The organism is Lysinibacter sp. HNR (genome assembly GCF_029760935.1).
In the GTDB taxonomy this organism is placed as follows: Bacteria; Actinomycetota; Actinomycetes; order Actinomycetales; family Microbacteriaceae; genus HNR.
Genome location: NZ_CP121684.1, coordinates 1,062,298 through 1,084,424 on the forward strand (window position 1 = coordinate 1,062,298; position 22,127 = coordinate 1,084,424).

Here is a 22,127-nt window from a genome sequence, read left to right on the forward strand (position 1 = left end):
GTCATTGACGCTTGTTGAGATAACCTCTTATGATTATCGAGAGAACTAATGAAAGGCTATTCTGGGCTCTGCCAGAAGCTAGGGTATTCGTGAAACCCGGATAAGGAGCAGATGTGGATCCTGTGCCTGGTTTCGCATACAACGCTCGACGGGCTATCTCCTTGAGCTTCGTATCAATAATCGGCATTTCTCAAGCTCCCATTCCGCCCCTCCAAATCGAAAACCACACAGTAAGTTCTGCTCATATTTCGACACTTCCTTTGGTTGTCTTGGGCCCGCAGGGTTATCAGGAAGGTAAAAACTGCGAAATTTTCTCCTCGGGAATCGTTCTAAGCGCGCCTTATAAGGCGGGCCCTCAGGGGCTCTATGCTCCACGTTCCCAAAGCTTTTGCCCCCCGGTTAGTGCCGGGACAGGAAGCGTGGGGCGAAATCCATCCAATCTTGGAGCTCAGGGTCCCCAGGGTCCCCAAGGGCTTTCAGCACCACAAGGTGCGCTTGGTTCGCAGGGCGATCAGGGTTCAATTGGTGCGCAGGGTGTTCAGGGTCTGATTGGTGCGCAGGGTTCAATTGGTGCGCAGGGTGCTCAGGGTGCGCAGGGTGCTCAGGGTGCGCAGGGTGTTCAGGGTTCGACCGGTGCTCAGGGTTCGACCGGTGCTCAGGGTTCGACTGGTGCTCAGGGTGTTCAGGGTCTGACTGGTGCTCAGGGTTTCCAGGGTGATCAAGGTTTCCAGGGTTCGACTGGTGCGCAAGGTTCGACTGGTGCGCAGGGCGCTCAGGGTGATCAAGGTTTCCAGGGTTCGACTGGTGCGCAGGGTTCGGCTGGTGCGCAAGGTTCGACTGGTGCTCAGGGTGTTCAAGGTGCGACTGGTGCTCAGGGTTTCCAGGGTGATCAAGGTTTCCAGGGTTCGACTGGTGCGCAAGGTTCGACCGGTGCGCAGGGCGCTCAGGGTGATCAAGGTTTCCAGGGATCAACCGGTGCGCAAGGTTCGACTGGTGCGCAAGGTTCGACTGGTGCTCAGGGTTTCCAGGGTGATCAAGGTTTCCAGGGTTCGACCGGTGCTCAGGGTTCGACTGGTGCTCAGGGTTCGACTGGTGCGCAAGGTTCGACTGGTGCGCAAGGTTCGACCGGTGCTCAGGGTTCGACTGGTGCTCAGGGTTCGACTGGTGCTCAGGGATCAACCGGTGCGCAAGGTTCGACTGGTGCTCAGGGTTTCCAGGGTGCTCAGGGTTTCCAGGGTTCGACCGGTGCTCAGGGTTCGACTGGTGCTCAGGGATCAACCGGTGCGCAAGGTTCGACTGGTGCTCAGGGTGTTCAGGGTCTGACTGGTGCTCAGGGTTTCCAGGGTGATCAAGGTTTCCAAGGTTCAACTGGTGCTCAGGGATCAACCGGTGCGCAAGGTTCGACTGGTGCTCAGGGTGTTCAGGGTCTGACTGGTGCTCAGGGTTTCCAGGGTGATCAAGGTTTCCAAGGTTCAACTGGTGCTCAGGGATCAACCGGTGCGCAAGGTTCGACTGGTGCTCAGGGTGTTCAGGGTCTGACTGGTCCTCAGGGTTTCCAGGGTGATCAAGGTTTCCAAGGTTCGACCGGTGCTCAGGGTTCGACTGGTGCTCAGGGATCAACCGGTGCGCAAGGTTCGACTGGTGCGCAGGGTGTTCAGGGTCTGACTGGTGCTCAGGGTTTCCAGGGTGCTCAGGGTTTCCAGGGTTCGACCGGTGCTCAGGGTTCGACTGGTGCTCAGGGATCAACCGGTGCGCAAGGTTCGACTGGTGCTCAGGGTTCGACTGGTGCTCAGGGTGCGCAGGGTGTTCAAGGTCTGACTGGTGCTCAGGGTTTCCAGGGTGATCAAGGTTTCCAGGGTGATCAAGGTTTCCAAGGTTCAACTGGTGCTCAGGGATCAACCGGTGCGCAAGGTTCGACTGGTGCTCAGGGTGTTCAGGGTCTGACTGGTGCTCAGGGTTTCCAGGGTGATCAAGGTTTCCAAGGTTCGACCGGTGCTCAGGGTTCGACTGGTGCTCAGGGTTCGACTGGTGCTCAGGGTTCGACTGGTGCTCAGGGTTCGACCGGTGCGCAAGGTTCGACCGGTGCGCAAGGTTCGACCGGTGCGCAAGGTGTTCAAGGTCTGACTGGTGCTCAGGGTTTCCAGGGTGATCAAGGTTTCCAAGGTTCGACTGGTGCTCAGGGTTCGACTGGTGCTCAGGGTTCGACTGGTGCTCAGGGTTCGACTGGTGCTCAGGGTGCGCAGGGTGTTCAGGGTCTGACTGGTGCTCAGGGTTTCCAGGGTGATCAAGGTTTCCAGGGTTCGACTGGTGCGCAGGGCTCGACTGGTGCTCAGGGTTCGACTGGTGCTCAGGGTTCGACTGGTGCTCAGGGTGCGCAGGGTGTTCAGGGTCTGACTGGTGCTCAGGGTTTCCAGGGTGATCAAGGTTTCCAGGGTGATCAAGGTTTCCAGGGTGATCAAGGTTTCCAAGGTTCAACTGGTGCTCAGGGATCAACCGGTGCGCAAGGTTCGACTGGTGCTCAGGGTGTTCAGGGTCTGACTGGTGCTCAGGGTTTCCAGGGTGATCAAGGTTTCCAGGGTTCGACTGGTGCTCAGGGTTCGACTGGTGCGCAGGGTTCGACTGGTGCTCAGGGTTCGACTGGTGCTCAGGGTTCGACTGGTGCTCAGGGTTCGACTGGTGCTCAGGGTGCGCAGGGTGTTCAAGGTCTGACTGGTGCTCAGGGTTTCCAGGGTGATCAAGGTTTCCAGGGTTCAACTGGTGCTCAGGGTTCGACTGGTGCTCAGGGTTCGACTGGTGCTCAGGGTTCGACTGGTGCTCAGGGTTCGACTGGTGCTCAGGGTTCGACTGGTGCTCAGGGTTCGACTGGTGCTCAGGGTGCGCAGGGTGTTCAGGGTGCGACTGGTGCTCAGGGTTTCCAGGGTGATCAAGGTTTCCAGGGTTCGACTGGTGCGCAGGGCTCGACTGGTGCTCAGGGTTCGACTGGTGCTCAGGGCTCGACCGGTGCGCAAGGTTCGACCGGTGCGCAAGGTTCGACCGGTGCGCAAGGTGTTCAAGGTCTGACTGGTGCTCAGGGTTTCCAGGGTGATCAAGGTTTCCAAGGTTCGACTGGTGCTCAGGGCTCGACTGGTGCTCAGGGTTCGACTGGTGCTCAGGGTTCGACTGGTGCTCAGGGTGCGCAGGGTGTTCAGGGTCTGACTGGTGCTCAGGGTTTCCAGGGTGATCAAGGTTTCCAAGGTTCAACTGGTGCTCAGGGATCAACCGGTGCGCAAGGTTCGACTGGTGCTCAGGGTGTTCAGGGTCTGACTGGTGCTCAGGGTTTCCAGGGTGATCAAGGTTTCCAAGGTTCGACCGGTGCTCAGGGTTCGACTGGTGCTCAGGGTTCGACTGGTGCTCAGGGTTCGACTGGTGCTCAGGGTTCGACTGGTGCTCAGGGTGCGCAGGGTGTTCAAGGTCTGACTGGTGCTCAGGGTTTCCAGGGTGATCAAGGTTTCCAGGGTTCAACTGGTGCTCAGGGTTCGACTGGTGCTCAGGGTTCGACTGGTGCTCAGGGTTCGACTGGTGCTCAGGGTTCGACTGGTGCTCAGGGTTCGACTGGTGCTCAGGGTGCGCAGGGTGTTCAGGGTGCGCAGGGTGTTCAGGGTGCGACTGGTGCTCAGGGTTTCCAGGGTGATCAAGGTTTCCAGGGTTCGACTGGTGCGCAGGGCTCGACTGGTGCTCAGGGTTCGACTGGTGCTCAGGGCTCGACCGGTGCGCAAGGTTCGACCGGTGCGCAAGGTTCGACCGGTGCGCAAGGTGTTCAAGGTCTGACTGGTGCTCAGGGTTTCCAGGGTGATCAAGGTTTCCAAGGTTCGACTGGTGCTCAGGGTTCGACTGGTGCTCAGGGTGTTCAGGGTCTGACTGGTGCTCAGGGTTTCCAGGGTGATCAAGGTTTCCAAGGTTCGACCGGTGCTCAGGGTTCGACTGGTGCTCAGGGTTCGACTGGTGCTCAGGGTTCGACTGGTGCTCAGGGTGCGCAGGGTGTTCAAGGTCTGACTGGTGCTCAGGGTTTCCAGGGTGATCAAGGTTTCCAGGGTTCAACTGGTGCTCAGGGTTCGACTGGTGCTCAGGGTTCGACTGGTGCTCAGGGTTCGACTGGTGCTCAGGGTGCGCAGGGTGTTCAGGGTGCGACTGGTGCTCAGGGTTTCCAGGGTGATCAAGGTTTCCAGGGTTCGACTGGTGCTCAGGGTTCGACTGGTGCTCAGGGTTCGACTGGTGCTCAGGGCTCGACCGGTGCGCAAGGTTCGACCGGTGCGCAAGGTTCGACCGGTGCGCAAGGTTCGACCGGTGCGCAAGGTGTTCAAGGTCTGACTGGTGCTCAGGGTTTCCAGGGTGATCAAGGTTTCCAAGGTTCGACTGGTGCTCAGGGTTCGACTGGTGCTCAGGGTGTTCAGGGTCTGACTGGTGCTCAGGGTTTCCAGGGTGATCAAGGTTTCCAAGGTTCGACCGGTGCTCAGGGTTCGACTGGTGCTCAGGGTTCGACTGGTGCTCAGGGTTCGACTGGTGCTCAGGGTTCGACTGGTGCTCAGGGTGCGCAGGGTGTTCAAGGTCTGACTGGTGCTCAGGGTTTCCAGGGTGATCAAGGTTTCCAGGGTTCAACTGGTGCTCAGGGTTCGACTGGTGCTCAGGGTTCGACTGGTGCTCAGGGTTCGACTGGTGCTCAGGGTTCGACTGGTGCTCAGGGTTCGACTGGTGCTCAGGGTTCGACTGGTGCTCAGGGTTCGACTGGTGCTCAGGGTTCGACTGGTGCTCAGGGTGCGCAGGGTGTTCAAGGTCTGACTGGTGCTCAGGGTTTCCAGGGTGATCAAGGTTTCCAGGGTTCAACTGGTGCTCAGGGTTCGACTGGTGCTCAGGGTTCGACTGGTGCTCAGGGTTCGACTGGTGCTCAGGGTTCGACTGGTGCTCAGGGTTCGACTGGTGCTCAGGGTTCGACTGGTGCTCAGGGTTCGACTGGTGCTCAGGGTGCGCAGGGTGATCAAGGTTTCCAAGGTTCGACTGGTGCGCAGGGTTCGACTGGTGCTCAGGGTTCGACTGGTGCTCAGGGTGCGCAGGGTGTTCAAGGTCTGACTGGTGCTCAGGGTTTCCAGGGTGCTCAAGGTTTCCAGGGTGATCAAGGTTTCCAAGGTTCAACTGGTGCTCAGGGATCAACTGGTGCGCAAGGTTCGACTGGTGCTCAGGGTGCGCAGGGTGTTCAGGGTTCGACTGGTGCTCAGGGTGCGACTGGTGCTCAGGGTTTCCAGGGTGATCAAGGTTTCCAGGGTTCGACTGGTGCTCAGGGTTCGACTGGTGCTCAGGGTTCGACTGGTGCTCAGGGCGCTCAGGGTGTTCAGGGTTCGACTGGTGCGCAGGGCGCTCAGGGTGATCAAGGTTTCCAGGGTTCGACTGGTGCGCAGGGCTCGACTGGTGCGCAAGGTGCGACTGGTGCTCAGGGCTCGACCGGTGCGCAAGGTTCGACTGGTGCTCAGGGTTTCCAGGGTGATCAAGGGTTCCAGGGTTCGACCGGTGCTCAGGGTTCGACTGGTGCTCAGGGATCAACCGGTGCGCAGGGTTCGACTGGTGCTCAGGGTTCGACTGGTGCTCAGGGTGCTCAGGGTGTTCAGGGTGCGACTGGTGCTCAGGGTTTCCAGGGTGATCAAGGTTTCCAGGGTTCGACTGGTGCTCAGGGCTCGACTGGTGCTCAGGGTTCGACTGGTGCTCAGGGTGCTCAGGGTGTTCAGGGTCTGACTGGTGCTCAGGGTTTCCAGGGTGATCAAGGTTTCCAGGGTTCGACTGGTGCGCAAGGTTCGACTGGTGCGCAGGGTTCGACTGGTGCTCAGGGTTCGACTGGTGCTCAGGGTTCGACTGGTGCTCAGGGTGCGCAGGGTGTTCAAGGTCTGACTGGTGCTCAGGGTTTCCAGGGTGATCAAGGTTTCCAAGGTTCGACTGGTGCGCAAGGTTCGACTGGTGCTCAGGGTTCGACTGGTGCTCAGGGTTCGACTGGTGCTCAGGGTGCGCAGGGTGTTCAAGGTCTGACTGGTGCTCAGGGTTTCCAGGGTGATCAAGGTTTCCAAGGTTCAACTGGTGCTCAGGGATCAACCGGTGCGCAAGGTTCGACTGGTGCGCAAGGTTCGACTGGTGCTCAGGGTTCGACCGGTGCGCAGGGTTCGACCGGTGCTCAGGGTGCTCAGGGTGTTCAGGGTCTGACTGGTGCTCAGGGTTTCCAGGGTGATCAAGGTTTCCAGGGTTCGACTGGTGCGCAGGGCGCTCAGGGTGTTCAAGGTCTGACTGGTGCTCAGGGTTTCCAGGGTGATCAAGGTTTCCAAGGTTCGACTGGTGCTCAGGGTTCGACTGGTGCTCAGGGTTCGACTGGTGCTCAGGGTTCGACTGGTGCTCAGGGTTCGACTGGTGCGCAGGGTTCGACTGGTGCGCAAGGTTCGACTGGTGCTCAGGGTTCGACCGGTGCTCAGGGTTTCCAGGGTGATCAAGGTTTCCAGGGTTCGACTGGTGCTCAGGGTTCGACTGGTGCTCAGGGTTCGACTGGTGCTCAGGGTGCTCAGGGTGTTCAGGGTGTTCAGGGTCTGACTGGTGCTCAGGGTTTCCAGGGTGCTCAGGGTTTCCAGGGTGATCAAGGTTTCCAGGGTTCGACTGGTGCTCAGGGATCAACTGGTGCGCAAGGTTCGACTGGTGCGCAAGGTTCGACTGGTGCGCAGGGTTCGACTGGTGCGCAAGGTTCGACTGGTGCGCAGGGTTCGACTGGTGCGCAAGGTTCGACTGGTGCTCAGGGTTCGACCGGTGCTCAGGGTGCTCAGGGCGCTCAGGGTCTGACTGGTGCTCAGGGTTTCCAGGGTGATCAAGGTTTCCAAGGTTCAACTGGTGCGCAGGGTTTCCAGGGTGATCAAGGTTTCCAGGGTTCGACTGGTGCGCAGGGTTCGACTGGTGCGCAGGGTTCGACTGGTGCTCAGGGTTCGACTGGTGCGCAAGGTTCGACCGGTGCGCAAGGTTCGACCGGTGCTCAGGGTGCGCAGGGTGTTCAGGGTCTGACTGGTGCTCAGGGTCTGACTGGTGCTCAGGGTCTGACTGGTGCTCAGGGTTTCCAGGGTGATCAAGGTTTCCAGGGTTCGACTGGTGCTCAGGGCGCTCAGGGTGTTCAAGGTCTGACTGGTGCTCAGGGTTCGACTGGTGCGCAAGGTTCGACTGGTGCTCAGGGTGCTCAGGGTGCTCAGGGTGTTCAAGGTGCGACTGGTGCTCAGGGTTTCCAGGGCGATCAAGGTTTCCAGGGTTCGACTGGTGCGCAGGGCGCTCAGGGTGATCAAGGTTTCCAGGGTTCGACTGGTGCGCAAGGTGCGACTGGTGCGCAGGGTTCGACCGGTGCGCAAGGTTCGACCGGTGCGCAGGGTTCGACCGGTGCGCAAGGTGTTCAAGGTCTGACTGGTGCTCAGGGTTTCCAGGGTGCTCAGGGTTTCCAGGGTGCTCAGGGTGCTCAAGGTTTCCAGGGTGTGACTGGTGCTCAGGGTGCGACTGGTGCTCAGGGCTCGACTGGTGCTCAGGGCTCGACTGGTGCTCAGGGTGCGCAGGGTAATCAAGGTTTTCAGGGTGTGACCGGTGCTCAGGGTGCGACTGGTGCGCAAGGTTCCCAGGGTAATCAAGGTTTCCAGGGTGCTCAGGGTTTCCAGGGTGCTCAAGGTTCAACTGGTGCTCAGGGTGCTCAAGGTTTCCAGGGTGTGACTGGTGCGCAAGGTTCGACTGGTGCGCAAGGTTCGACTGGTGCGCAAGGTTCGACTGGTGCGCAAGGTTCGACTGGTGCGCAAGGTTCGACTGGTGCGCAAGGTTCGACTGGTGCTCAAGGTTCGACTGGTGCTCAAGGTTCGACTGGTGCTCAAGGTTCGACTGGTGCGCAAGGTTCGACTGGTGCGCAAGGTTCGACTGGTGCTCAGGGTTCGACTGGTGCTCAGGGTGTTCAGGGTCTGACTGGTGCTCAGGGTTTCCAGGGTAATCAAGGTTCAACTGGTGCTCAGGGTGCTCAAGGTTTCCAGGGTGTGACCGGTGCTCAGGGCTCGACTGGTGCTCAGGGTGCGCAGGGTAATCAAGGTTTTCAGGGTGTGACCGGTGCTCAGGGCTCGACTGGTGCTCAGGGTTTTCAGGGTAATCAAGGTTTCCAGGGTAATCAAGGTTCAACTGGTGCTCAGGGTTCGACCGGTGCTCAGGGTTCGACCGGTGCTCAGGGTTCGACCGGTGCGCAGGGTTCGACTGGTGCGCAGGGTTCGACTGGTGCGCAGGGTTCGACTGGTGCGCAGGGTTCGACTGGTGCGCAGGGTTCGACCGGTGTTCAGGGTGCGACTGGTGCTCAAGGTTCCCAGGGTGCTCAAGGTTCCCAGGGTGCTCAAGGTTTCCAGGGTTCGACTGGTGCTCAGGGTGCGCAGGGTGTTCAGGGTTCGACTGGTGCGCAGGGTTCGACTGGTGCTCAAGGTTCCCAGGGTAATCAAGGTTTCCAGGGTGCTCAGGGTTTCCAGGGTGCTCAAGGTTCAACTGGTGCTCAGGGTGCTCAAGGTTTCCAGGGTGTGACTGGTGCTCAGGGCTCGACTGGTGCTCAGGGCTCGACTGGTGCTCAGGGCTCGACTGGTGCTCAGGGTGCGCAGGGTAATCAAGGTTTTCAGGGTGTGACCGGTGCTCAGGGTGCGACTGGTGCGCAAGGTTCCCAGGGTAATCAAGGTTTCCAGGGTGCTCAGGGTTTCCAGGGTGCTCAAGGTTCAACTGGTGCTCAGGGTTCAACTGGTGCTCAGGGTTCAACTGGTGCTCAGGGTTCGACTGGTGCTCAGGGTTCGACTGGTGCGCAGGGTTCGACTGGTGCTCAGGGTTCGACTGGTGCGCAGGGTTCGACTGGTGCGCAGGGTTCGACTGGTGCTCAAGGTTCCCAGGGTAATCAAGGTTTCCAGGGTGCTCAGGGTTTCCAGGGTAATCAAGGTTCAACTGGTGCTCAGGGTGCTCAAGGTTTCCAGGGTGTGACTGGTGCTCAGGGCTCGACTGGTGCTCAGGGTGCGCAGGGTAATCAAGGTTTTCAGGGTGTGACCGGTGCGCAGGGTTCGACCGGTGCTCAGGGTGCGACTGGTGCTCAGGGTTCGACTGGTGCTCAAGGTTCCCAGGGTAATCAAGGTTTCCAGGGTGCTCAAGGTTCGACTGGTGCTCAAGGTTTCCAGGGCGCTACTGGTTCCCAGGGCGCGCAAGGCTTCCAGGGTTTTCAAGGTACGCAGGGCACTCAAGCCGCTAGCGGTGCTCAAGGTGCTCAAGGTGCTCAAGGTGCTCAGGGTTTCCAAGGCTTCCAAGGTTCGCAGGGAAATCAGGGCTTTCAGGGTTTTCAAGGCGCGCAAGGTACCCAAGGTAACCAGGGTGCTCAGGGTGCTCAGGGTTCCCAGGGAGGGATCGCAAAATTTTATCTTTCGACAGTAATCAATAATCCGCCGGATGGATCAACCGTCACGTTGAATACTGCGGAAGCAAACAACATCACAGCCTACGTGTCAAATGCTGCTGGTGTAATTACGTTGCAGCCTGGTACCTATGAGTTGAATGGTTCTCTTGGTGGGATTACTGATACGGCAGGTGGGAACGGTAAAGCGTACGGTGCCTTTTTTAACGTGACGGCTGGAACTTATATCGGACATGGAGGAACGAGCACTTCGGGAGCAGCAGCAGCCACTACTACCGGCGTACCAAATAATACAGCAAATGCTGTTATAACGGTTGCCGTAGCAACCCAGGTTGCGCTACGTGTAAACGTCACCACGGGAAATGTGCTGACGATATCCAACACGAGTGAATTCTCAACCGCCTCTTTAGGGCGCGCCTGGGTTACAGTAACAAAATTTTAAATACTATTGAAGAACCTGAATAGCTTATACAGTTTGAATTGTTGTCTAAAGTTATATTGGAAGGAATAAAATTGAATTTCAAAAAGAAAAATGCGACGAAGCTTAACGCCGTTCTTGCGACAATATTGCCGCTTGCCCTTGGAGTTGGGCTCGCTGCTTGCACCAGTACTGACTCACCAACTTCTGAAGCGACAACTGCTGCTTCGGGTTCCGAGAATAGCGCGGTTCAAGATCTTCTAAACCTCGGTATTAGCGAAGCTAGCGAAAATAAAGTTACTGAAGCTCAAAATACCTTTAATAATGTTCTTGCGTTGGAACCGGGGAATTACTTTGCGTTATACAATTTGGGTGTAATAGCCCAAAACGCTGGTAATAATGACGAAGCTATTTCGTATTACGATCAGGCCCTTTCATCGAATGCTAGTTATACGCCTGCCATGTATAACAAAGCGATAATTATTGAAGCTACTGATCAAAAACAGGCGATTTCTTTATATGAGGAGATTGTGGGTATTGATGATCAAGCTGCCACCGCGTACTACCGTCTCTCGGTGCTTTATGAGGACCAAGGTGACACGCAGAAAGCTGATGCGGCTCGGGCGAAAGCGGTCGAGCTAGATCCCACTCTTACATCTGAGTAAGCCTTGAGACTCAGCGATTTTGTGATCTTATGAACAGGAAAACTGCGCCGCTTTTTTCGGTATTTACTCCCTCTCACGATGCTCGTTTTCTTGATGAGTGTCTTGAGAGTCTTCAAGCTCAGACCAATACAAGGTGGGAGTGGATAGTACTCCTTAATAATGGGGCTCGTTGGCGTCCTGAAAACCCTGACCCACGGATACAAATTTATATTGATGATGAGATAAGCGGTATTGGGGCTCTCAAGGCATTGGCTTGTTCGCATGCAAAAGGTAAATATTTGGTTGAGCTTGACCACGACGATCTGCTCACACCCGATGCTCTGGAGTGCATAGAGAAAGCTTTTAAAAAGACTCCTAAGGCGTCCCTTGTATATAGCTATACTGCGCACATTACATCGAGCGGTGGCAGAGATGACAGCCGTTTTTCTGCCGCCGCCGGATGGGTCTACGAAGAGACAAAGATAGGTGATCGAGAGCTGATCTATGCTATCTCCATGGAGCCGACTCCGCATAATGTCTCATATATTTGGTTTGCGCCAAATCACGTGAGGGCTTTTCCGAGACGAGTCTACGAAAAAGTTGGAGGGTACGATGTTACTCGCGGGGTTCTAGACGATCAAGACCTTATGTGTCGGTTGTACCTTGAGGGAGAATTTCACCGAATAGAAAAGTGTCTTTATCTGCAACGGTTTCATCAGGGTAACACTCAGCATGACTCAGAAACTAATGCTTTTATACAGAAAGAGACAGTAGCTCTCTATGATCAGCGCTTCGAGAGGAATGCTCTTGCCTGGTCTAAGCGGAATGGACTTCTTAGTTTAGATCTTGGTGCTGCCCATAACCGTCCAGACGGCTATATGGGGGTGGATCAATATCCGGGCGAGAAGGTCGATATTGTGGCAACACTGCCAGGGCCCTTAGACCTTCCGGATAATTCGGTTGGTGTTATTCGGGCGGTTGATTTTCTCGAGCATGTTGTTGACAAGATTGCTCTTATCAATGAGATTTATCGACTGTTAGCTCCCGGAGGGATTCTTATTTCACAAACACCAAGCACGGATGGGCGGGGTGCTTTCCAAGACCCTACGCATGTGGCTTATTACAATGAGCATTCGTTTTGGTACTACACCGATGCAAACTATAGGAGATTCGTTCCGGAAATTGAAGCGAAATTTCAAGTTTCACGTTTGCAAACAGTTTTCCCCACGGAGTGGCACGCGGCCCATAATATTTCGTATGTTACTGCGAACCTTATCGCGTTAAAACCTGGGGTTCCTCGTAACGGTGGTCCTCTCAACATCTAAATAGATTTTCCGGAAATCTATTACCTGAAGAACGAGGTGGGGCTCTGCTGCGCTGATGGAAGATATTAACTTGTAAAGAGTGTACACTGGCTTTTATACTTCGGCGAGGGATGCGCGTAATAAGCGTGTCCGTTATCGACGCGGTGGATGAGGCGTAAGTCTTTCCTCACGCTGCGACCGGCGCGAGTTGAATCAAATAGACCCGAGCCTCAGGGCTCACGACTGAGGGGTTACGCCCCACGGAGGAAAAATGAGCAATAATACCGACCACACTCTTGGTGCAGAATACCGCACCAGCTTTGGTAAGGGTGCGGCCCGCAAGATTCGTGCGGCAGGAAAAATACCCGCTGTGATTTATGGGCACGGAACTGACCCCCAGCACGTAACCCTTCCGGGGCACGAGATTAGTCTGATCATCCGTAAGGCTAACGCCGTTATCAATCTTGATATCGAGGGAACCCAGCAGCTAACTCTCGTGAAAGATGTTCAGCGGGACCCCGTTCGTCAGATTATCGAACACCTTGATCTTCTTGTTGTGAAAAAGGGCGAGCTTATTGAGGCTGAAGTCCCCGTGCACGTTGAGGGCGACTCCTTCCCCGGAACGCTTGCAATGCTTGAGTTCAACACGCTTCGTCTTCTCGTAGAGGCAACTAACATCCCCGAGAGCGTTGTGGTAAACATCGAAGGTCTTGTTGAGGGCGATCAAGTTCTGGCTGGAGGGGTTGAACTACCCAAGGGTGCAAAGCTTGCCGATGAGGAAGACCTCCTCGTTGTTAATATCGTGATGCCACGAGCCAGCGTCGCTGACTCTGAGGAGGGTGAGGAAGAGGGAGCAGAAGCGGACGCTTCGTAGCCCCGCCGCATTCCATATAGTTCTGACTGTCGAACCCGCTGGAGGTAATCGTGAAAATTCGAGAACTTTTCCAGCGGGTTCGAGCCGTTAAACCGGTAAATGATCACCCCAGTAGTGTGCCCAAAATACCCGGTAGTGAGAGAGACAAAAACGTGGCTGAAACCTGGCTGATAGTGGGACTTGGTAATCCCGGAGCTCAGTATGAAAGAACCCGTCACAACGTGGGGCAGATGGTAGTGGCGGAACTTGCCTCACGGTACTCAAGTCGATTCTCGAAACACCGCGCCCACGCAATGGTTGCAGAGGCGCGGATCGCTCCTGGAGGTCCCAAAACAATATTGGCCATTCCTAATAGCTTTATGAATGTTTCGGGCGGCCCCGTGGCCGGATTGCTTAAATACTATTCGATTGATGTGGACAAATTGATTGTGGTGCACGATGAACTCGATATCGATTTTGACAGTATCAAGATTAAGCGTGGTGGAGGGCACGGAGGACACAATGGGTTGCGTGACATTGCCAAAGCTGTGGACAGCCCAGACTTTACTCGGGTGCGTGTTGGAATCGGGCGCCCACCGGGTCGGCAAGATCCTGCTGACTACGTGCTCCGGGAGTTTAGCTCGACTGAACGTCAATCACTCGCGCTTGTTCTCGCAGAGGCTGCGGATGCGGTGGAAGCCGTTGTGTCGGTGGGGTTACTCGAAGCTCAACAGCGATTTCACGCTCCGAAATCTTAGACCCTAGAAGGTTTACACTGAGCTGGATAACCTGGGTGCAGGTGTGGGTGAGTCGTAAGTAAGAAGAGGTTCGTGCTCCGTTCCCGAAGTGCAACACCCTGAGAGCCGGGGTAGTATTATGCGGTGACTCTTCGCGGAATTATTGATTCTCTCCTGCCTTCTGAAAGCTTTTCTCGAGCGCTTACCTACACGTCGGAAGACGCTGATTTTTCCCTCATTGAGGCTATTCGTCCACCCCTGTTGGCCGGTCTTCTTCAGCGCAGGGCATCGGTAAAACCTGCATCCGCTCTTTTTATCGTGACAGCTACCAGCCGTGAGTCCGAGAGTCTACGTGCATCACTTGCTTCTCTCTTGCCAGAAGCCACCATTCTCGAGTTCCCAGCCTGGGAAACACTCCCACATGAACGTCTGAGCCCCAGCACAGAAACCGTGGGTAAACGGCTCGCTGCGCTCCGTGTCATGAGCGAGTGGACACCGGAATTAGGAACCCACCTCATTGTTGTGGGGGCGGTGCGCGCTGCTCTTCAACCACTAGCCGATAACCTACTGTCTGTCGAACCGCTTAATTTTGTTGTGGGCGAACGTGGCTACGATCTCTCCGAAACCAGTAAAAAACTGGTATCCCTGGCCTACGCCCGGGTTGACCTGGTGACGCGGCGCGGTGAATTTTCCGTGCGCGGAGGACAGCTTGATGTTTTCTCTCCCACTGCAGAGCATCCGTTACGCATTGAATTTTTTGGTGATGAGGTGGAGGAAATTCGTGCGTTTTCAGTTACCGATCAGCGAAGTTTACCTCTCAAAATGACCGAGGCAATTCTTGCTCCTAGCCGTGAGCTGCTCCTGGATGAAGGTGTCCAACAGCGGGCACGGGAGTTGCGGAGCGAGTTTCCTAACCTGACAACAATGCTCGATAAGGTAGCTGAGGGTATTCCGGCCGAGGGCATGGAAAGCCTCACGCCCGTACTTGTGAACAAGCTCGTTCCCGTCACAGACTATTTACCGCGGGAGGCAGCGATAGCGGTTGTTTCGCCCGAGCGTGTGCGGACACGCGCGGCGAGTCTCTCTGAAACCAACAGAGAATTTCTTGCTGCTGCGTGGAGCGCTGCTACCTCCGGGGCAGAGGCTCCCATAGACCTGTCCGGGGGAGACTTCCTCACGCTTGAATCACTGAAGGACTCTCGGGCTGGCCGCCCCTGGTGGACCCTCAGTACGTTTCAACACGACCTGGAGGATCCAGCAGAGGCACAGGAAAACACTGAAAATTATGTGCGCATTACTGCGGACGCAATACCTAGTTTTCGAGGCAGCATGGACGGCGCGGTGAACTATGTGGGCGACCTGGTTCGTGACGGGTGGCGTGTACTTGTGACTGCAGCGGGACAGGGAACCGCGGCACGAGCTCATGACGTCCTCTTAGAAAATGAGATTCCTGCTCGATTGGTGCCGGATCTGAGTGGCTCCCCGGAACCGCTCGCGGCTACGCTTACTGCGGGTTCAATCGAACACGGGTTTGTGAGCAACGAAGCCAGATTTGCGGTTATCACCGAGGCAGAGTTCTTTGGTCGTAGCGTGTCCTATCAGGCTGGGCAGGTTAAGAAGCTGGCCAGCCGCAGCAAAAACGTTGTTGATCCTTTGCAGCTACGAGCGGGAGACTATGTGGTACACGAAACCCATGGCATCGGGCGTTTTATCGAGTTAACACAGCGTGAGATTACAACGGGTTCTGGGCGAAACGTAACTAAAACTCTGCGTGAGTATCTTGCGCTTGAGTATGCTCCCTCAAAGCGCGGCTATCCCGCGGACAAACTTTTTGTACCAACGGATCAGCTTGATCAGCTCTCGCGTTACGTCGGGGGAGAAGCGCCCGCACTGAGTAAAATGGGGGGTTCCGATTGGTCAGCGGCTAAGGGTCGTGCGCGTAAGGCCGTGCGTGACATTGCGGTTGAACTCGTGAAGCTATATTCGGCTCGGATGTCGAGTAAAGGTTTTGCTTTTTCGGCAGATACCCCGTGGCAGCGCGAATTGGAAGAGGCCTTTCCTTTTGTAGAAACTCCTGACCAGCTGACCACTATTAACGCTGTCAAGCGCGATATGGAGTCTCCCATACCCATGGACCGTCTGGTGTCGGGAGACGTGGGTTTTGGTAAAACGGAGATTGCTGTTCGCGCGGCCTTTAAAGCGGTGCAGGATTCGAAACAGGTTGTTATGCTCGTGCCCACAACACTGCTTGTCAAACAGCACTTTGAGACTTTTCAGGATCGCTTTGCAGGATTCCCCGTGCGTTTGCGGGCGCTGAGTCGGTTTCAAACTGATAAGGAAGCGCGAGAGGTCGTGCAGGGTCTTGCAGACGGCTCTGTCGATGTGGTGATTGGTACTCATCGTCTGCTCTCCGAGGGGATCATCTATAAGGATCTGGGCTTGGTGATTATTGATGAGGAGCAGCGCTTTGGGGTTGAGCATAAAGACATGCTCAAAAAATTGAAAACTAATGTAGATATCCTGGCGATGAGCGCAACCCCGATCCCACGCACCCTGGAAATGGCTGTTACCGGTATCCGTGAGATGTCTACCTTAGCCACGCCCCCGGAAGATCGACACCCGATTCTCACGCTTGTGGGTCCTCAATCGGATAAACAGATCGCGGCAGCTATTCGACGTGAACTGTTGCGGGAGGGACAGATTTTCTTTGTACACAACAGGGTGTCAAGCATCACGCGCACGGCAGCTCACCTTTCCGAGCTTGTGCCGGAGGCCCGTATAGCGGTGGCGCACGGTAAGCTCTCTGAAGCAACGCTGGAGCGGGTAGTTGTGGACTTTTGGGAGCGGAAGTTTGACGTTCTCGTGTCAACCACAATCGTTGAGACCGGGCTGGACATCGCTAACGCCAATACCATCATCATCGATCGCGCAGATAAGTATGGTCTGAGTCAGCTGCACCAGCTTCGTGGTCGAGTAGGTCGGGGTCGTGAGCGAGCCTACGGCTACTTTATGTATGATGCTGATAGGCCGCTGAGCGAAACGGCTCACGAACGGCTTGAGACTATAGCCACCAATAATGAGTTGGGTTCTGGAATGCAGGTGGCGCTTAAGGATCTTGAGATTCGTGGTGCCGGAAATCTGCTGGGTGGTGAGCAATCGGGACATATTGCGGGGGTCGGATTTGACCTCTATTTACGGATGATTGGGGAGGCGGTTAACACCTTCCGCGGTGAGGACGTGGCCACACTGACTGAGCTTACTCTGGAGTTACCGGTGGCAGCTCACATTCCTGAGGACTATGTGGATAGTGAACGCCTGAGACTGGAAGCCTATCAAAAGTTTTCTGCCGCGAGCTCCGCGAGTGCAGATGAAGACCAGTTGGGTCTTGTTGTTGAAGAGCTTGTTGATCGTTACGGTGCGTTGCCGGACGAGGTAGAGACACTTCTGCTGGTTTCGCAGCTTCGGCACCGTGCAGCCAAGCTCGGATTGAGCAAGGTGGTTGTGCTCGGACCCAACATCAAGATTGAGCGGGTAGAACTCCCCGACTCCCGCCAGCTTCGAATGCAGCGACTCTACCCTGGATCACGCTACACAGCCGCGACCGGGGTGATACAGGTGCCCCTTCCCGTTACCCACGGTGTTACTCTGACCGGTGTCGAACTGGTTGAGTGGGTGAGCAAATTGCTTGAGGTTATTATCCCAGACGCATCCGGCTAGGAATCAAACCCGAGTCCGAGCTTGTCCAGCGTTCGGAGGATAAAATTGCGCTTACCCTGGTTGTGATCGGCCTGATCCATTGACCACCGTGTTGCCTGCACTCCGGCGTAGGCAAAGGGTTCAGGCGGAAAGGGGAGTGGAACCTCACGAACCATCCGTAGGGCGGTTCGCTCGGTATGTAGTCCCTCGATCCGATCGAGCAGGACGTTGGCGGCAAAGCGTGTCGCCCCCACACCGAGTCCGGTGAATCCTGATGCGTATCCAATTTTTCCCTCGCGGGCCTGTCCATAGAAGGCACAGAACTGTGTGGAGCTGTCAATTGCCCCTCCCCAGCGATGAGTGAAGGTGACCCCTTCTAACTGCGGAAAAGTTGTGAAAAAGTGGCTGGCGAGCCGCTCGAAACTTTGCGGGCGATCATCATATTTAGAGTCGACTCGTCCACCATAGTTATAGATGGCATCGTAGCCGCCAAAGAGGATGCGATTGTCTCGGCTGAGACGATAATAGTGAAATTGATTGGCCATATCCGAGATGCCCTGGCGGTTTTTCCACCCAATGGAGTCCATCTGTTGTGAGGTGAGGGGTTCTGTCATCAGAGCGTAGTCATAGACAGGAACCGTGTGGAAACGATAGCGCTTGAGCAGTGACGGAAATGCATTTGTTGCGAGCACAACTCGTGACGCGGAGACGGGGCCCGCCGCTGTGCGCAGGTGTACCCGTCCGTTATCGAGTTCGGTGGGAGGTTCTATACCGGTTATCGGGGAACGTTCAAAGATCTTCACTCCGAGCTCTGTTGCCACTCGTGCAAGCTCCATAACGAGTTTTGCCGGGTGAAGCATGGCAACAGAGTCTTTGTCCCAAACACCTGCCAGGTATGTAGGGGAACTCACTTCTTGCTGTACTTCTTCACCGGAAAGATACCCCTCACCGCGTAGCTCTTTTTCCTGGTAAGGTTCGGTCGCGACGGTGAGCGCTCCCGTGCGTTCGAATTCACAATCGATGCTGTAGCGCTCAATCGCTGCCTCAATCTCGTTGAGATTTTGCCGACCAAGAGAATCGAGAGCTTCATACTCTTCAGGCCACCGGGCCCGACCATTTTCCTCGCCGTGAGTCAGGCTGGCATCACAAAAACCACCGTTTCGGCCGGAGGCCGCCCATCCCACATTTTGCCCTTCGAGAAGGATAACGCTGCGATTCGGGTTGCGTTCTTTAGCGAGGATTGCGGTCCACAAACCTAGATATCCGCCACCAACAATTGCAAGATCAAAGGTGGAGGGCCCTCGGTATCTTGGATATTTTGTTACTTGCGCAACATCATCAAGCCAGAAGGGGCGATTAACGCTGGGAGCGAGTGCTTCAAGAATTGTTGATTTTTGAGGCGCGTAACGCTCAAATACGGTTTGAGACATGGCCTATCATCCTTCTGTAGTTATTGGACACTCTCAATATTGATGCCTGGTCATCTTGAGAGCAATCAATACAGTAACTTTAGCAAGTAAAGCTTTAGATTTTATCTACATTGTAAGGAAATCATGATGCTGAGGGTGTCGGTACAGTGCGGTGGTGGCGTACTCGAATTCTTATCAGGATAACAGCCATCACAATCGAGATCGCAGAGCCCGCAAGAACCGCGAGCACGCCCTGATCAGCAACCTCACGGTCAATGCCAAAGGCAAGCTCATTCATGAGGAGAGAAACGGTAAATCCAATACCGCCGAGGGCTCCCGTGACAACTATGTCGCCAAAGCTCAAAACCGAGGGGTGGGTGGTACGTACGAACCTATCTGCGAGTAGTGTGGCTCCGACAATACCGATCAGCTTGCCGAGGGGGAGCGCAAACAGAATTGCCCAGAAGGGTGCCTCAAGCGGGGTCTCGGCTAGCACGGGAAGTGTTACGAGTGCTGCGGAGAAAGCAAAGAGCGGTAGAACGACAACATTGCTGAGAGGCTCGAGTACGTACTGTGCCTGAGTAGCCGGTTTTCCACTCATAGCAAATCCCAACATCACACCCGCGATAGTTGCGTGGATACCCGATTGGTATATCACGTACCAGGTGGCAAACCCCACAAGAATCATGGCTATGATCAGTGTGTACTCCTCAACACGATATCGCTTACTTCCCGGGTATTCGCCATTTTTGAGCCTGGCAAAGCGCTTGCTTAAAAAGCCGAAGAACACGCTCAGTATGACTCCGATGACAATGAGCCCAATTGAGGGATCCACAGTGAAGAATACGGCGATAAAGATAATGCCGGCTAGATCGTCAAGTACGGCCAGTGCGAGAAGGAACACACGAACCGTCGAGGGTAGTCCACGCCCCACAATCGCAAGAACGCCCAGGGCAAACGCAATATCGGTTGCCGTGGGGATGGGCCAACTGCTCTGGTAACCAGAGTCCCATGTGAAAATGATGTAGATTATCGCGGGAACAAGAACACCGCCCAGCGCCGCAATCGCGGGTTTAATAGCTTTGCCGTAGGAGTTAAGCTCGCCCTCACGAAACTCGTGTTTCAACTCAATAGCAACAATAAAGAAAAAGATCACAAGCACGGCATCGCTGACCCAGTGACCCACAGACATGCTAATTCCGAGAAAAGGGATACCAACCTTAGTGCCTTGAATATCGTGTGCGACGGAGGTGAGGGGACTGTTGGCAATTGCTAGCCCGAGGATGGCCGCTGTTAAAAGTAACATGGCGGACGTTCGGCTAGAGCGGAGCAGTCTCATAGGGGGCCTTTCTAGGGTCGAAAAATTTTTTATCGACCAGACTTCCCGATTCACCAATGACTAACTATAGTCGAATTTATTCATTGGTGGGGTCAGCATCAGGTTTGGGATGGGGGTTAGCCTCATGCTTGGAAGTGGGGCTAGCATCAGGTTTGGAAAGTGAGGCGGCATGGATGAGGTTAATGATGTGCAATCTGTGGAGGCGCTTGTCCAGACGATACATCGCCTAAGAATAGAGTGTCCGTGGCACGAGCAGCAGACAGCTACCACCCTTGTGTCCTACCTGATAGAAGAGTGTTACGAATTGATAGAGGCAATTGAGTCGGGCAACGCCGATGCCATTCACGAAGAACTTGGTGATCTTCTCTATCAGGTTGTTTTACACAGCGAAATCCTGGGTGAGAACACGGTGCAGCAGGCAGGGCAACAGCAGACCGTGATTTATGATGTGGTTGATCAGCTTGAGAAAAAGCTTCGCTATCGACACCCGCATGTTTTTGGTGACGCGGGTCCCACCACCGTGGGAGAGCTCAATGCCGGGTGGGAGCAGATGAAACAGAGACGATCAAAAGGAGCACCGTCCCGCATGATTCTTGAGGGCGTCCCGTTATCTATGCCCGCGCTTGCCCTGGCCGACAAGATACTTGAACGGGCGGAGCGCAACCAGCGAGAAATCAATGTGCAGCAGGGTGAGAGGCATACGCTGGAAGAAAACTTTGGTGATGCTCTACTTGAAATTGTGATTGAAGCGAGGCATCACGGAATAAGAGCGGAGGATGCGCTGCGCTCATCCCTGCGGAGGCTTGTGCAGGAGCTAGCGCGGCCGCCTGCGGGCGGTCTATAGAGCCCGCCTGTACAGACGTGGACACAAAAATTGTATAGTGCTATACACAGTGGGTATATTTAATCGTCATGGCGACACCCGTAAACCCACCCCGTGGGATGAGAGATTTTCTGCCCTCCGAAAAATCTCGCCGAGAGCACGTACTCAACACTATCCGCGGTGTTTATGCGATGCACGGCTTTGATGAGATTGAGACTCCCGTTGTCGAGAGCTCTGCTCGATTACACTCGGGGCTCGGCGGGGACAACGAAAAGCTGTCTTTTGGCATCCTCAAGCGTGGGCTCACCCCCGAGGATATCCGTACGGCAGCCGAGAACGGAAGCCCGGAATCATTGAGCGATCTGGGATTGCGTTTCGACCTCACTGTGCCCCTCGCCCGCTACTATGCCACTCATCGCGGTGAATTACCCGATGTGTTCCGCGCGATTCAGATTGCCCCCGTTTGGCGGGCTGAACGACCGCAGAAGGGACGCTATCGCCAATTTGTGCAGGCAGACATCGATATTATTGGTGAGTCGAGCCAACTGGCAGAGATCGAACTCATTACGGCCACATCGGCGGCGCTCGCCGAACTTGGCCTGCGTGAGTGCGTGATCCGGATCAATGATCGCCGTATCCTTTTTGGAATCCTGTCCTATTGTGGGTTCCCCGTTGAGACTCAGGAGGCGGCCCTGATCTCAATTGACAAGCTCGATAAAATCGGTACGGATGGTGTGATCGCCGAGCTGTCGGAGTCTGCCCCGGAAGCTTCGGCTGTGCTCGAAAAGATTCTTCAGGAGATTGAACCTCACGTTGTGAACGGAGGGGTGCCTCTCACCGAAGCGGGTATCCGCTCTCTTGTACCTGATACCGTCGACCCTGAGGCTGTGGCTCAGCTTGTGAGGTTAGGGGCAGCTCTCGCTTCAATCCCCGAGGGTATCGAGTTGCGCTTTGACCCAACACTGGTTCGGGGCATGGGGTACTATACCGGAACTATTTTTGAGGTCTCTCACCCGGGTTCGGGAAGCTCCGTGGGGGGCGGTGGTCGTTACGACGGTATGATCGGACGCTTTCTCGGGAAGGACGTTCCTGCCGCCGGTTTCTCGATTGGGTTTGAGCGCATAGTGGATCTGGTTGAGACTTCGGGTGATGGTGCGTCAGATGCGACGGTTCTTATTTCTGAGAAAGATGTAGACCCAGCTGTCCTCGTGTCGATTAAGACGGAACTGGTCGCTCAAGGCATCCGTACGAGAGTTGAAAGGCGTGCCAAGAACCTCAACGCTCAGCTAGAGCGTCTTGCGCAGGCAGGGTTTGGGCAGTTTGCGTTTGTCTCAACGGAAACCAAGAAGGCGGAGGAACTGCGGATCAAGCCCCTGCTGTAGGGCGCGCGTCTCAGGTTGCGGTGCATCACGGACGCTCAGCGTAGACTATAACGGAAAGCAAGCTTTCGGGAGCATTCGTTCTC

The 22,127-nt window shown here is 55.4% G+C and carries 42 protein-coding genes; 40 read left to right on the forward strand and 2 right to left on the reverse strand.

Annotated features, from left to right (window positions below; translation table 11 throughout):
• Window positions 1-366: 366 nt before the first annotated feature.
• The 38 genes from FrondiHNR_RS04575 to mfd all read left to right on the forward strand — a co-directional run bounded on the left by FrondiHNR_RS04575 (window position 367) and on the right by mfd (window position 17,112).
• Window positions 367-549, forward strand: coding sequence for a hypothetical protein (locus FrondiHNR_RS04575; protein ID WP_279354069.1), 183 nt, complete (start codon window positions 367-369; stop codon window positions 547-549).
• 3 nt (window positions 550-552) lie between these two features.
• Window positions 553-693, forward strand: coding sequence for a hypothetical protein (locus FrondiHNR_RS04580; RefSeq protein WP_279354070.1), 141 nt, complete (start codon window positions 553-555; stop codon window positions 691-693).
• Window positions 694-696: 3 nt separating this feature from the next.
• On the forward strand, window positions 697-1,323 hold the full coding sequence (locus tag FrondiHNR_RS04585; RefSeq protein ID WP_279354071.1) for a hypothetical protein: 627 nt from the start codon (window positions 697-699) through the stop codon (window positions 1,321-1,323).
• Window positions 1,324-1,668: 345 nt separating this feature from the next.
• Window positions 1,669-1,818 carry a hypothetical protein gene (locus FrondiHNR_RS04590; RefSeq protein WP_279354072.1) on the forward strand — a complete coding sequence of 50 codons (150 nt, stop codon included), beginning with the start codon at window positions 1,669-1,671 and terminating at the stop codon, window positions 1,816-1,818.
• Between the two features lie 3 nt (window positions 1,819-1,821).
• Window positions 1,822-1,944, forward strand: coding sequence for a hypothetical protein (locus FrondiHNR_RS04595; RefSeq protein ID WP_279354073.1), 123 nt, complete (start codon window positions 1,822-1,824; stop codon window positions 1,942-1,944).
• Between the two features lie 3 nt (window positions 1,945-1,947).
• Complete coding sequence (locus FrondiHNR_RS04600; RefSeq protein ID WP_279354074.1) at window positions 1,948-2,124, forward strand: hypothetical protein; 177 nt, start codon at window positions 1,948-1,950, stop codon at window positions 2,122-2,124.
• Window positions 2,125-2,127: 3 nt separating this feature from the next.
• On the forward strand, window positions 2,128-2,259 hold the full coding sequence (locus FrondiHNR_RS04605) for a hypothetical protein (protein ID WP_279354075.1): 132 nt from the start codon (window positions 2,128-2,130) through the stop codon (window positions 2,257-2,259).
• Window positions 2,260-2,262: 3 nt separating this feature from the next.
• The gene (locus FrondiHNR_RS04610) at window positions 2,263-2,394 is read left to right on the forward strand and encodes a hypothetical protein (RefSeq protein ID WP_279354076.1); all 132 of its coding nucleotides are present in this window, start codon (window positions 2,263-2,265) and stop codon (window positions 2,392-2,394) included.
• Window positions 2,395-2,397: 3 nt separating this feature from the next.
• The gene (locus FrondiHNR_RS04615; RefSeq protein ID WP_279354077.1) at window positions 2,398-2,538 is read left to right on the forward strand and encodes a hypothetical protein; all 141 of its coding nucleotides are present in this window, start codon (window positions 2,398-2,400) and stop codon (window positions 2,536-2,538) included.
• 3 nt (window positions 2,539-2,541) lie between these two features.
• Window positions 2,542-2,709 carry a hypothetical protein gene (locus FrondiHNR_RS04620; RefSeq protein WP_279354078.1) on the forward strand — a complete coding sequence of 56 codons (168 nt, stop codon included), beginning with the start codon at window positions 2,542-2,544 and terminating at the stop codon, window positions 2,707-2,709.
• Window positions 2,710-2,712: 3 nt separating this feature from the next.
• On the forward strand, window positions 2,713-3,060 hold the full coding sequence (locus tag FrondiHNR_RS04625) for a hypothetical protein (RefSeq protein WP_279354079.1): 348 nt from the start codon (window positions 2,713-2,715) through the stop codon (window positions 3,058-3,060).
• A 3-nt stretch (window positions 3,061-3,063) separates the two neighbouring features.
• Complete coding sequence (locus FrondiHNR_RS04630; protein ID WP_279354080.1) at window positions 3,064-3,195, forward strand: hypothetical protein; 132 nt, start codon at window positions 3,064-3,066, stop codon at window positions 3,193-3,195.
• 111 nt (window positions 3,196-3,306) lie between these two features.
• Entirely contained in the window at window positions 3,307-3,456 is a 150-nt protein-coding gene (locus FrondiHNR_RS04635) for a hypothetical protein (RefSeq protein WP_279354081.1), read from the forward strand.
• 3 nt (window positions 3,457-3,459) lie between these two features.
• Complete coding sequence (locus FrondiHNR_RS04640; protein WP_279354082.1) at window positions 3,460-3,807, forward strand: hypothetical protein; 348 nt, start codon at window positions 3,460-3,462, stop codon at window positions 3,805-3,807.
• Between the two features lie 93 nt (window positions 3,808-3,900).
• The gene (locus FrondiHNR_RS04645) at window positions 3,901-4,032 is read left to right on the forward strand and encodes a hypothetical protein (protein WP_279354083.1); all 132 of its coding nucleotides are present in this window, start codon (window positions 3,901-3,903) and stop codon (window positions 4,030-4,032) included.
• 3 nt (window positions 4,033-4,035) lie between these two features.
• On the forward strand, window positions 4,036-4,347 hold the full coding sequence (locus tag FrondiHNR_RS04650; RefSeq protein WP_279354084.1) for a hypothetical protein: 312 nt from the start codon (window positions 4,036-4,038) through the stop codon (window positions 4,345-4,347).
• Window positions 4,348-4,440: 93 nt separating this feature from the next.
• Window positions 4,441-4,590, forward strand: a complete 150-nt coding sequence (locus FrondiHNR_RS04655) for a hypothetical protein (RefSeq protein ID WP_279354081.1) — start codon at window positions 4,441-4,443, stop codon at window positions 4,588-4,590.
• Between the two features lie 3 nt (window positions 4,591-4,593).
• Window positions 4,594-4,815 (forward strand): hypothetical protein, encoded by a 222-nt coding sequence (locus FrondiHNR_RS04660; protein ID WP_279354085.1) that lies wholly within the window; start codon window positions 4,594-4,596, stop codon window positions 4,813-4,815.
• A 3-nt stretch (window positions 4,816-4,818) separates the two neighbouring features.
• Entirely contained in the window at window positions 4,819-5,103 is a 285-nt protein-coding gene (locus tag FrondiHNR_RS04665; protein WP_279354086.1) for a hypothetical protein, read from the forward strand.
• A gap of 3 nt (window positions 5,104-5,106) precedes the next feature.
• Window positions 5,107-5,760, forward strand: coding sequence for a hypothetical protein (locus tag FrondiHNR_RS04670; RefSeq protein WP_279354087.1), 654 nt, complete (start codon window positions 5,107-5,109; stop codon window positions 5,758-5,760).
• Between the two features lie 3 nt (window positions 5,761-5,763).
• A complete protein-coding gene (locus tag FrondiHNR_RS04675; RefSeq protein ID WP_279354088.1) occupies window positions 5,764-5,913 on the forward strand; it encodes a hypothetical protein in 150 nt (49 codons plus the stop codon).
• 3 nt (window positions 5,914-5,916) lie between these two features.
• Window positions 5,917-6,048: a hypothetical protein gene (locus tag FrondiHNR_RS04680; protein WP_279354089.1), complete on the forward strand. Its 132-nt coding sequence runs from the start codon at window positions 5,917-5,919 to the stop codon at window positions 6,046-6,048.
• 3 nt (window positions 6,049-6,051) lie between these two features.
• A complete protein-coding gene (locus FrondiHNR_RS04685) occupies window positions 6,052-6,219 on the forward strand; it encodes a hypothetical protein (protein WP_279354090.1) in 168 nt (55 codons plus the stop codon).
• Between the two features lie 84 nt (window positions 6,220-6,303).
• The gene (locus FrondiHNR_RS04690) at window positions 6,304-6,597 is read left to right on the forward strand and encodes a hypothetical protein (protein ID WP_279354091.1); all 294 of its coding nucleotides are present in this window, start codon (window positions 6,304-6,306) and stop codon (window positions 6,595-6,597) included.
• Window positions 6,598-6,600: 3 nt separating this feature from the next.
• Entirely contained in the window at window positions 6,601-6,840 is a 240-nt protein-coding gene (locus FrondiHNR_RS04695) for a hypothetical protein (RefSeq protein WP_279354092.1), read from the forward strand.
• A gap of 3 nt (window positions 6,841-6,843) precedes the next feature.
• Window positions 6,844-7,056: a hypothetical protein gene (locus FrondiHNR_RS04700; protein ID WP_279354093.1), complete on the forward strand. Its 213-nt coding sequence runs from the start codon at window positions 6,844-6,846 to the stop codon at window positions 7,054-7,056.
• 120 nt (window positions 7,057-7,176) lie between these two features.
• Window positions 7,177-7,443 carry a hypothetical protein gene (locus FrondiHNR_RS04705; RefSeq protein ID WP_279354094.1) on the forward strand — a complete coding sequence of 89 codons (267 nt, stop codon included), beginning with the start codon at window positions 7,177-7,179 and terminating at the stop codon, window positions 7,441-7,443.
• A gap of 174 nt (window positions 7,444-7,617) precedes the next feature.
• Window positions 7,618-7,740 carry a hypothetical protein gene (locus FrondiHNR_RS04710; protein ID WP_279354095.1) on the forward strand — a complete coding sequence of 41 codons (123 nt, stop codon included), beginning with the start codon at window positions 7,618-7,620 and terminating at the stop codon, window positions 7,738-7,740.
• Window positions 7,741-7,743: 3 nt separating this feature from the next.
• Complete coding sequence (locus FrondiHNR_RS04715) at window positions 7,744-7,983, forward strand: hypothetical protein (protein ID WP_279354096.1); 240 nt, start codon at window positions 7,744-7,746, stop codon at window positions 7,981-7,983.
• A gap of 138 nt (window positions 7,984-8,121) precedes the next feature.
• On the forward strand, window positions 8,122-8,577 hold the full coding sequence (locus tag FrondiHNR_RS04720; protein WP_279354097.1) for a hypothetical protein: 456 nt from the start codon (window positions 8,122-8,124) through the stop codon (window positions 8,575-8,577).
• A gap of 102 nt (window positions 8,578-8,679) precedes the next feature.
• The gene (locus FrondiHNR_RS04725) at window positions 8,680-9,018 is read left to right on the forward strand and encodes a hypothetical protein (protein ID WP_279354098.1); all 339 of its coding nucleotides are present in this window, start codon (window positions 8,680-8,682) and stop codon (window positions 9,016-9,018) included.
• 66 nt (window positions 9,019-9,084) lie between these two features.
• The gene (locus FrondiHNR_RS04730) at window positions 9,085-9,459 is read left to right on the forward strand and encodes a hypothetical protein (protein WP_279354099.1); all 375 of its coding nucleotides are present in this window, start codon (window positions 9,085-9,087) and stop codon (window positions 9,457-9,459) included.
• A 32-nt stretch (window positions 9,460-9,491) separates the two neighbouring features.
• A complete protein-coding gene (locus FrondiHNR_RS04735) occupies window positions 9,492-9,881 on the forward strand; it encodes a hypothetical protein (protein ID WP_279354100.1) in 390 nt (129 codons plus the stop codon).
• Between the two features lie 71 nt (window positions 9,882-9,952).
• Window positions 9,953-10,522: a tetratricopeptide repeat protein gene (locus FrondiHNR_RS04740; RefSeq protein WP_279354101.1), complete on the forward strand. Its 570-nt coding sequence runs from the start codon at window positions 9,953-9,955 to the stop codon at window positions 10,520-10,522.
• Window positions 10,523-10,551: 29 nt separating this feature from the next.
• Window positions 10,552-11,826 carry a glycosyltransferase gene (locus FrondiHNR_RS04745; RefSeq protein ID WP_279354102.1) on the forward strand — a complete coding sequence of 425 codons (1,275 nt, stop codon included), beginning with the start codon at window positions 10,552-10,554 and terminating at the stop codon, window positions 11,824-11,826.
• A gap of 250 nt (window positions 11,827-12,076) precedes the next feature.
• On the forward strand, window positions 12,077-12,679 hold the full coding sequence (locus FrondiHNR_RS04750; protein WP_279354103.1) for a 50S ribosomal protein L25/general stress protein Ctc: 603 nt from the start codon (window positions 12,077-12,079) through the stop codon (window positions 12,677-12,679).
• A 152-nt stretch (window positions 12,680-12,831) separates the two neighbouring features.
• The gene (pth, locus tag FrondiHNR_RS04755) at window positions 12,832-13,416 is read left to right on the forward strand and encodes an aminoacyl-tRNA hydrolase (protein WP_279354468.1); all 585 of its coding nucleotides are present in this window, start codon (window positions 12,832-12,834) and stop codon (window positions 13,414-13,416) included.
• 123 nt (window positions 13,417-13,539) lie between these two features.
• The gene (mfd, locus tag FrondiHNR_RS04760; RefSeq protein WP_279354104.1) at window positions 13,540-17,112 is read left to right on the forward strand and encodes a transcription-repair coupling factor; all 3,573 of its coding nucleotides are present in this window, start codon (window positions 13,540-13,542) and stop codon (window positions 17,110-17,112) included.
• Here the strand turns inward: mfd and FrondiHNR_RS04765 are convergent.
• Window positions 17,109-18,521, reverse strand: a complete 1,413-nt coding sequence (locus FrondiHNR_RS04765) for an FAD-dependent oxidoreductase (RefSeq protein WP_279354105.1) — start codon at window positions 18,519-18,521, stop codon at window positions 17,109-17,111. The two genes, mfd and FrondiHNR_RS04765, sit on opposite strands and share 4 nt — an antisense overlap.
• Window positions 18,522-18,642: 121 nt before the next feature.
• On the reverse strand, window positions 18,643-19,839 hold the full coding sequence (locus FrondiHNR_RS04770; RefSeq protein WP_279354106.1) for a Na+/H+ antiporter NhaA: 1,197 nt from the start codon (window positions 19,837-19,839) through the stop codon (window positions 18,643-18,645).
• A 169-nt stretch (window positions 19,840-20,008) separates the two neighbouring features.
• On the opposite strand from FrondiHNR_RS04770, the gene FrondiHNR_RS04775 reads away from it, so the two are divergent.
• Together FrondiHNR_RS04775 and hisS are read left to right on the forward strand one after the other, a co-directional pair.
• A complete protein-coding gene (locus FrondiHNR_RS04775; RefSeq protein WP_279354107.1) occupies window positions 20,009-20,683 on the forward strand; it encodes a MazG nucleotide pyrophosphohydrolase domain-containing protein in 675 nt (224 codons plus the stop codon).
• 68 nt (window positions 20,684-20,751) lie between these two features.
• Window positions 20,752-22,044 (forward strand): histidine--tRNA ligase, encoded by a 1,293-nt coding sequence (hisS, locus tag FrondiHNR_RS04780; protein ID WP_279354108.1) that lies wholly within the window; start codon window positions 20,752-20,754, stop codon window positions 22,042-22,044.
• Window positions 22,045-22,127 lie beyond the last annotated feature (83 nt).

Coding starts and splice junctions, on each gene's coding strand:
- FrondiHNR_RS04575 (WP_279354069.1), top strand. CDS start 367: ATGCTCCACGTTCCCAAAGCTTTTGCCCCCCGGTTAGTGCCGGGACAG.
- FrondiHNR_RS04745 (WP_279354102.1), top strand. CDS start 10,552: ATGAACAGGAAAACTGCGCCGCTTTTTTCGGTATTTACTCCCTCTCAC.
- FrondiHNR_RS04750 (WP_279354103.1), top strand. CDS start 12,077: ATGAGCAATAATACCGACCACACTCTTGGTGCAGAATACCGCACCAGC.
- FrondiHNR_RS04765 (WP_279354105.1), bottom strand. CDS start 18,521: ATGTCTCAAACCGTATTTGAGCGTTACGCGCCTCAAAAATCAACAATT.
- FrondiHNR_RS04770 (WP_279354106.1), bottom strand. CDS start 19,839: ATGAGACTGCTCCGCTCTAGCCGAACGTCCGCCATGTTACTTTTAACA.
- FrondiHNR_RS04775 (WP_279354107.1), top strand. CDS start 20,009: ATGGATGAGGTTAATGATGTGCAATCTGTGGAGGCGCTTGTCCAGACG.
- hisS (WP_279354108.1), top strand. CDS start 20,752: ATGGCGACACCCGTAAACCCACCCCGTGGGATGAGAGATTTTCTGCCC.